This window comes from Williamsia sp., assembly GCF_036566845.1.
In the GTDB taxonomy this organism is placed as follows: domain Bacteria; phylum Actinomycetota; class Actinomycetes; order Mycobacteriales; family Mycobacteriaceae; genus Williamsia.
Genome location: NZ_DATCVM010000121.1, coordinates 1 through 6,482, shown reverse-complemented (window position 1 = coordinate 6,482; position 6,482 = coordinate 1). Strand labels below are relative to the sequence as shown.

Annotated in this window: 7 protein-coding genes and 1 pseudogene; all 8 read left to right on the top strand. The window is 64.1% G+C overall.

Going from position 1 to position 6,482, the window contains the following annotated elements:
- Window positions 1-1,134, top strand: a 1,134-nt coding sequence (locus VIQ49_RS11290) for an insoluble domain protein (protein WP_331884513.1), incomplete at its 5' end; no start/stop codon positions are given.
- A gap of 543 nt (window positions 1,135-1,677) precedes the next feature.
- Window positions 1,678-2,169, top strand: coding sequence for a hypothetical protein (locus VIQ49_RS11285; RefSeq protein ID WP_331884511.1), 492 nt, complete (start codon window positions 1,678-1,680; stop codon window positions 2,167-2,169).
- A 3-nt stretch (window positions 2,170-2,172) separates the two neighbouring features.
- Entirely contained in the window at window positions 2,173-3,879 is a 1,707-nt protein-coding gene (locus VIQ49_RS11280) for a cutinase family protein (RefSeq protein ID WP_331884509.1), read from the top strand.
- A 94-nt stretch (window positions 3,880-3,973) separates the two neighbouring features.
- Window positions 3,974-4,630 carry a hypothetical protein gene (locus tag VIQ49_RS11275; RefSeq protein ID WP_331884507.1) on the top strand — a complete coding sequence of 219 codons (657 nt, stop codon included), beginning with the start codon at window positions 3,974-3,976 and terminating at the stop codon, window positions 4,628-4,630.
- A gap of 44 nt (window positions 4,631-4,674) precedes the next feature.
- Window positions 4,675-4,980 (top strand): hypothetical protein, encoded by a 306-nt coding sequence (locus VIQ49_RS11270; protein ID WP_115304742.1) that lies wholly within the window; start codon window positions 4,675-4,677, stop codon window positions 4,978-4,980.
- 85 nt (window positions 4,981-5,065) lie between these two features.
- Complete coding sequence (locus VIQ49_RS11265; protein ID WP_331884502.1) at window positions 5,066-5,263, top strand: hypothetical protein; 198 nt, start codon at window positions 5,066-5,068, stop codon at window positions 5,261-5,263.
- A gap of 14 nt (window positions 5,264-5,277) precedes the next feature.
- Complete coding sequence (locus tag VIQ49_RS11260) at window positions 5,278-5,916, top strand: hypothetical protein (RefSeq protein ID WP_331884500.1); 639 nt, start codon at window positions 5,278-5,280, stop codon at window positions 5,914-5,916.
- Window positions 5,913-6,482: pseudogene (locus VIQ49_RS11255) on the top strand (hypothetical protein); the annotation flags it as partial. The gene VIQ49_RS11260 and the pseudogene VIQ49_RS11255, both read left to right, overlap by 4 nt.

The following is a 6,482-nucleotide window of genomic DNA, read 5'->3' as shown; positions in this document are numbered from 1 at the left end:
GCTGTCACGACAGTGACGCTGACTGCATTGGTCGCGGCAACTTTCGCCAGCGCCGGTGTAGCACTTGCTGATCCGGGTCAGCCTGGCGTGACGGCACCTGCTGAGCAGCCTGGGGTAACAGCGCCTGCGCAACAGCCTGGCGTAACCACTACCGTCCCGGCGCCGTCCGCGCCTGTGCAGACGTGGGTTCCGGTCCCGGTCGAGTATCAGGGTCCGACGCAACCTCTCAATAACTGGAACTACGACAACAACACCTATGTGGCACCGACGTACCAGGATTCTTACGTCGCCCCGATCGACTACTCACAGTTGCATCTTCCGACGCAGCTCGAAGAGTTCACGGCCCCGATTCAGGCACCGGAAGACAAGATTCGGTTCGGAAAGTTCCTCGCTGACCGGCCTAACTGGATCTCCCAGGAGACCGCCGACAAGACGAACGGTCAGACTGCGGTGATCGAGGCGCAGGTCACGGACTTCTGGCGCTCCACCGGCCTCGAAACCGATGAAGCGCAGCGTCTCGCTGCCTCGCAGATCGGTTTCGGCGCAGCCGGTGCCATCTCGGGCGGTTTGGCTGCTGCTGGTCCTGCCGCTCTTGCGGGCGGCACGCTCGGTGCATGGGCTGGCGGCACCCTCGGCCTGGCGGTGGGTAACTTCCTCGTTCCGATCCCTGTCGTGGGCGCTGTGCCTGCCACCATCGCCGGTTCCTTCGGCGGCGGTGCTATCGGTGCTGCTCTTCTCGGAGTTCCCGCGTTCACGATGGGTGCGATCGGCGGCGGCGCTGCCGGTGTTCTTGCTGCTACCGCGTACGGAACAGGTGACCTCGGGGAGCCGATCGAAACCGAAATCCCGGATATCGACCAACCTGCGATCACTGAGCAGACGCAGGGCACGTTGGCGCAGTGGGATTCCGCCCCTCCTGTCGGTACTGCTGTCAGCACGGTTGTCCGCGACGTTGTCGCTTCCGCTCCGGTCGTCGATCAGCAGATTCGTAGCGCAGTGACGTCGATTCCCGGTGGCGAGCAAGCAGTGGCCGCATTCGACCAGGCAGTGACCGATTTCCAGGCGGCCACAGCAGTCCCAGGTCTGCCGCTGGGCATGATCGCCGACGCAATCGGGGCTGGCATCCCGGCGTAGTCCGCTTCAGGGGCGGGGCATCTGCCTCGCCCCTGGTGTGCGCCGGAGTGCGGGCGCAGAACTTCAATTCGTGATCTGGGAAAGGAAGGGACTGTGAGTCCTTCACAACGTCCACCGGAAGACGGCGAGGAAGACTGGTTTGCCGCTGCTCCGACCGAGTGTGAGCACCCTGCAGAAACCTCCGTACCACCGCTTTCGGTAGTTGCGAATCTCCCTGTCGTCGATCCTGACGAACCTGATTGGTTTTCTACTCCCGCTGATTCGGCCCGTGATCAAGTCTCCGAGCCTGCCCAACCAGAGTCATCGGCGAGGCCCGCTACCGACGCCGAATCGAACGGCGATGAATCGGAGTGGTTCGGCGACGCAGCGCAGCAAGAAGCAGAGTTCGAATCTCGGGAAACCGAGTTCCTACCTCGGGTGCCTGTCGGCGCTTCCACTTCTGGCCCGACCTGGCTGCGCCGCAACCGTAGTGCTCTGGCGGTCGGGGCGGCTGTCGTGGCCTTGGTGGGTCTTGTCGGTGGTGGTACTGCTCTCGTCTCTGCAATGGCATCGACGGACGAACCAACTACACCGGTTGCTGATGTCGCCTCGTCGAGTTCGGTGAGTTCGTCCGTTGCCACGGCCACTACCGCCACCCCGACCACTCCTGCTGTCCCGGCTGCGCATTCGTGGTGTGACGGCTTCGCCAAGGGCGACCCGATCACTCCGCAGTCGTCAGATCCCGGTTCTGCTGCGATCGCCGGCTTCGAGGCGGCGTTTTATGCGCGTGACGGGATCAAAGCGCGCAGCTTCGGTGCTGCCAACACCCAGCTCGGTTCCTCGGAGCAGATCGCGGCCGGTGCCGCGCAAATTCCGGAAAACACGGAGCACTGCGTTCTTGCATTGCCAGCGGGGGAGGAGGGGACGTATTCGGTCGACATCTTCGAGCGTCGACCAGATGGCACGAGCGTGCAGTACCGCCAGTCGATCGTCACTACTCCCGCCCCGGACGGCTTCGCCCGAATTGTCGCGATCACCACCAGAGAAGGGCAGTAACGCATGAAGATTCGCAATCGCACCACCAGAGCTGCTGCGGCGTCAGCAGGGACAGCATTGCTGTTGATTGCTGTTGCCGGTACCAGCGCAGCTGGTGCACAGACACCCACTCCCTCGCCGCAAGGCACAACGTCATCGTCCGTTGCAGCGGAGTCGGGCTGCACGCCACTGCATCTGCTTCTCGTCAACGGGACCACGGAATCGTCACCCGGCACCCCGACCGATCAGGACGGCGGGTTCTTTTCCCAGGTCGCCATCCCGGCACTGGTTGAAGCCAACGGCGACAACGGCAAAAAGGGCGTCATCGATCGCTCCTACGTGAACTACTCGGCGAGCTTCGGCGGCAAGCCTGGTGATCAGTCCAAAGACACGTACGAGCAGTCGGTGCAGATGGGAATCACCAACGCCACGGCGATGCTCACCGATCTGGCGAGCAAGTGCCCGGACACTCAAGTGTTCGTCGGTGGCTACAGCCAGGGTGCACAGGTCGCGTCCGCGCTCTCGCGTGAGATCGGAGCAGGCGAAGGACCGATCTCTGCTGATCGGTTCGCCGGTGCAGCACTCTTCTCGGACCCGACCCGCCCGGCCGGTTCGCCGGTGTTCGCGTCGTCGTCTCAGACCGCCCCGGCGGCCGCACCCGGCGCCAAGGGCGACTCGGTCGAATCCGTACAGGTCGCAGCGACTGCGACTCCCGCCGGTGGCGGCATCGCCCCGGAGACGACGGGGGAGCGGTCCTTCGGCAAGGTCGCCGACCGTGTCGCTTCCTTCTGCACCGCAGGTGATCTGGCGTGCGACACTCCCGCTGACGCACCGTTGGCGCGGATGGTCGCCAACATCGCCGGTCAGTCCAGCATGGACACCCAGGACCCTGTATCCATCCTGACGAGCGTCGGTACCGCGCTCGGGCAGTCGGTGATCTACACCGGTGCATCCGTCGTCAACGACAACATCAACTTCGACTCCAAGGCAGGCGCTTTCACTGTCAAGGACTCGGGCACAACGGTTCTCAATCGAATGGTCGCCTACAGCGATCCGTCCAAGCGCCAGGACGGCATCAGCGAAGCGGTGGCTGCGGTGACGAAGATTGCCGGCATGGGCATCGCGGCGGCCGTGACGGTGGCCAAGGACGTTCTCTCGCCGCAGTCCATCGCGCAAATCGCTGCCGCTGGTGTTGCCGGACCGCAAGCCGCTATCGGTGTGCTCGGAGCGAAGGTGCTCAATGCGACGGTCAAGCTGGTTCCGCCGGCCACGATCGACAAGACGGTCAGCCTTGCATTCAACGAGGTCAAGTCCGGTTTCGCCGATAACAAGGGCCTGGCCAAGATGGCGACCGATACGGCGTACTGGGACACGATCGCCAAGCACGGCAGCTACACCACCACCCCCGTGGGGACAGGCGGTCAGACGCCAGTGGAGTTGGCGACGGACTGGATTCTCGCTCTCGCCCACGATCTGACCGCCGACCAGGTGGGCGGCAACACGCCGCGCTCTCTCGATCAGAGCGGGCCACTACTTGCTGCCCTCGGACAGCAAAGCCGTTCGGCCACGGAGATTCTCGGCTCCCGCACCACCACCGGTACGACGACGGCACCGGCGACGACATCTGGCACGACGACGGCAACGACCACCACGACCAGCATCCCCGCTGCCAGTTCGTCGGTCGCTACATCGACGACCGCCGCGACACCCACTCACGCCGGAATCAACTGATCCGCAGGTGAGGGGCACGCTCTCGTGTCCCTCATCTGAGCAGGTTGTTCGCGGTGGTGGTGGCACCACCACCGTTGATGGAAGGAAACCGAAGATGGCTTCACCTCTCGCTCGCGGCGGCGTTCCGGGTAACGACCCCGACGCCGGGGCCGGCCGGATCGTTGTTCCCGCCGGTCTGCGAGTTCCACCACCTGAGTCGCGGGCTCCGGTGTGGGACGAAGCGATCGCGACAACCGCTCCGCGTCCGGCGTTCTGGTTACTCGGCGCACACGGCGGTGCCTGTGTGTCGACATTGACGCGAACCTGGGCGCCGGCCGGTGACTCTCGGCGGGGATGGCCGGCCGCCGACCGCTATCGCGGTGTCGTGATCGTCGCCCGCACCCACCGTGAGGGACTGCAAAGCGCTCACGAACTGCTCTTGCAGGCAATCGCGGGGCTGAGCGGGGACTGCGCCTTACTCGGACTGCTCACCGTTCCCGACGCTGACGGCAAGTTGCCTGCCACTTTGCGGCGTCAACTCGACGTCGTCGAGTCGGCTGCCCCGCAGTTCTGGCGACTGCCGTACCTGCCGAGCTATCGCACGTTGACCTACTCGCAGATGCCGGTGTGGTCGCCGAGCGATCCTCCTCCTCCGCCCGGATCGAAATTGCGGCGCACGGACCCCACCGCGTACCCGGATCCCACACTCGCCGAGATCGGCGCGGAAATCTTCGCCGCGGCACGGCTCGCCGCAGCCCAACAAGCCCCCTGAATTGCTCCACCCCGAAGTAACCCTCAAAACAGAAAGGCACCATCATGGTCGCATTCCTCTCCTCCGCCCAGGTGGCGTATCACGCTGCCAGCGTTGATGTTCTGGCACAGATCGGCAACGAAGCACCGCAGCCCATTCCAGGTGTGGAGAAGTTCGGCCTTCTCATGTCCTGGCTCAAGTACGGCGGCATCTTCCTCGCCGTCTGCGGCCTGATCGTCGGCGGCATCATGCTCGCGATGGAACGCAACGGCACCCGCGACGGAGACGGCAAGGCCAGGATCGTCGGCGCCATGATCGGCTCTGTCGTCATCGGCCTCGCCCCAGCTGTGATCAATCAACTTTCGAGCTGACACGACCATGCGCACCGCACCGATATCGATCGCCCAGCCTCCATCCGATCGGCAACGACTGCCGACCGAAATGTGGGAGCCGTTGATGCTGATACTGCGCTACGTGAGCTTCATCGGCATCTTCGCGTGCGTCGCCGCCCTCGTCGTCTTCGGCTCGATGCTCACCTATCAACGCACCCAGAACGCCGGACAAATCCTCCAAGACAAAACCTTGGTCCGGATCTGCGTGTGTGCCGTCCTCGTTGGCTCGGCCGCCACCATCGGCAATCGCCTGATCGTCTAGAGAAAGAGAAAACCATGCGCACTATCGGTCGCCGCTCGGTTACCGCACTCGCCCTGGCGGCGACCGTGCTCACCCTCTCGGCAGGATGTGGATCGGATTCCGACACATCCGATCCCGCACCCACTCCACTTGACACCATCAGCGCCCCAACGAATGTGATCTGGGAAAGCTACAACGGCGTTCGCCTTCCGCGCTCACTGGCCGATGGGCCGAAGAACTCGTCGACGACGCCCTCCGGCTACTCCCAATCCCCACAAGGAGCTGTGCTGGCTGCGATCCGGGGACAGGCGTACCTCGCACTGACCCCGGATGCGAACTGGGGAGAGATGGTCTCGATCGTGACCGCCCCCGGCCCCGGTCGCGATGAATTCGCCGCGAATCGAGCGTTGGTCTCGGTCACCGGCCCGGTTCCGGCTGAGCAAGCTCCGAAGTTCATCGCGTTCAAGGTCACCGACTACACGCCCGGTGATTCCGCTACGGCGGCCGTCGACGTGGTGCAGGAAATCGGTTCCCCACCAGCACGGTTCGTCTATCCCGTCGCACTGGAGTGGATCGGGGACTGGCGACTGGTCCTCCCCACGGCCGCAGAGAACATCGATGCCCGCGAGGTCGACAACCTCGACGGCTACACCCTGATCGAGGAGAAGAAGTGAACTCCAAACAGAAATGGTTGATCGGCGGAGCCATCGCCCTGGTTGTCATACTGATTGCAGCGTCGTTCGCATTGTTCGCCGGCGACGACACCGAACCTGATGCCCCGACAGCCCAACCGACGACCCCAGCAGTGCCCACGCAAGGCAACAACGGAGGTACCGGATTCGCCGATCCTGCCACCGACACGTTCGGACGAAAGATTTACGTGCCGAACAACCCTGCCGGCCAAGCCCTCCCGCAACGAGATCCCGGCGCTCGGGTCGAGTGCGATCCCGGCCAGCTCCCCACGGCGCAGGGCGGGATGACGATTCAGCGCAACTTCGACATGGTGATGCTGTATTCGGAGACCGACGGCCCGGCCCGAGTCGACGGTGATCTTGCCCGCGGCTACAGCCACTCTCCGCAGGGCGCAGCTCTGGCGGCGTGGAACATCTGGCACCGGATGCGCGAGGGCGGCGATGTCACCAAGCAGGTATTGCTCGAGCAGACCGTTCACGACGCGGCACTACAGAAAGAGCTGGAAACGAATCCAGTTCCGCCAGGCCTGCGCACGGTGGAACAGAAA

Bases quoted from the DNA above. Each gene is read 5' to 3' on its own strand.
- VIQ49_RS11275 (WP_331884507.1), top strand. From the start codon at position 3,974: ATGGCTTCACCTCTCGCTCGCGGCGGCGTTCCGGGTAACGACCCCGAC.
- VIQ49_RS11280 (WP_331884509.1), top strand. From the start codon at position 2,173: ATGAAGATTCGCAATCGCACCACCAGAGCTGCTGCGGCGTCAGCAGGG.
- VIQ49_RS11270 (WP_115304742.1), top strand. From the start codon at position 4,675: ATGGTCGCATTCCTCTCCTCCGCCCAGGTGGCGTATCACGCTGCCAGC.
- VIQ49_RS11285 (WP_331884511.1), top strand. From the start codon at position 1,678: ATGGCATCGACGGACGAACCAACTACACCGGTTGCTGATGTCGCCTCG.
- VIQ49_RS11265 (WP_331884502.1), top strand. From the start codon at position 5,066: ATGCTGATACTGCGCTACGTGAGCTTCATCGGCATCTTCGCGTGCGTC.
- VIQ49_RS11260 (WP_331884500.1), top strand. From the start codon at position 5,278: ATGCGCACTATCGGTCGCCGCTCGGTTACCGCACTCGCCCTGGCGGCG.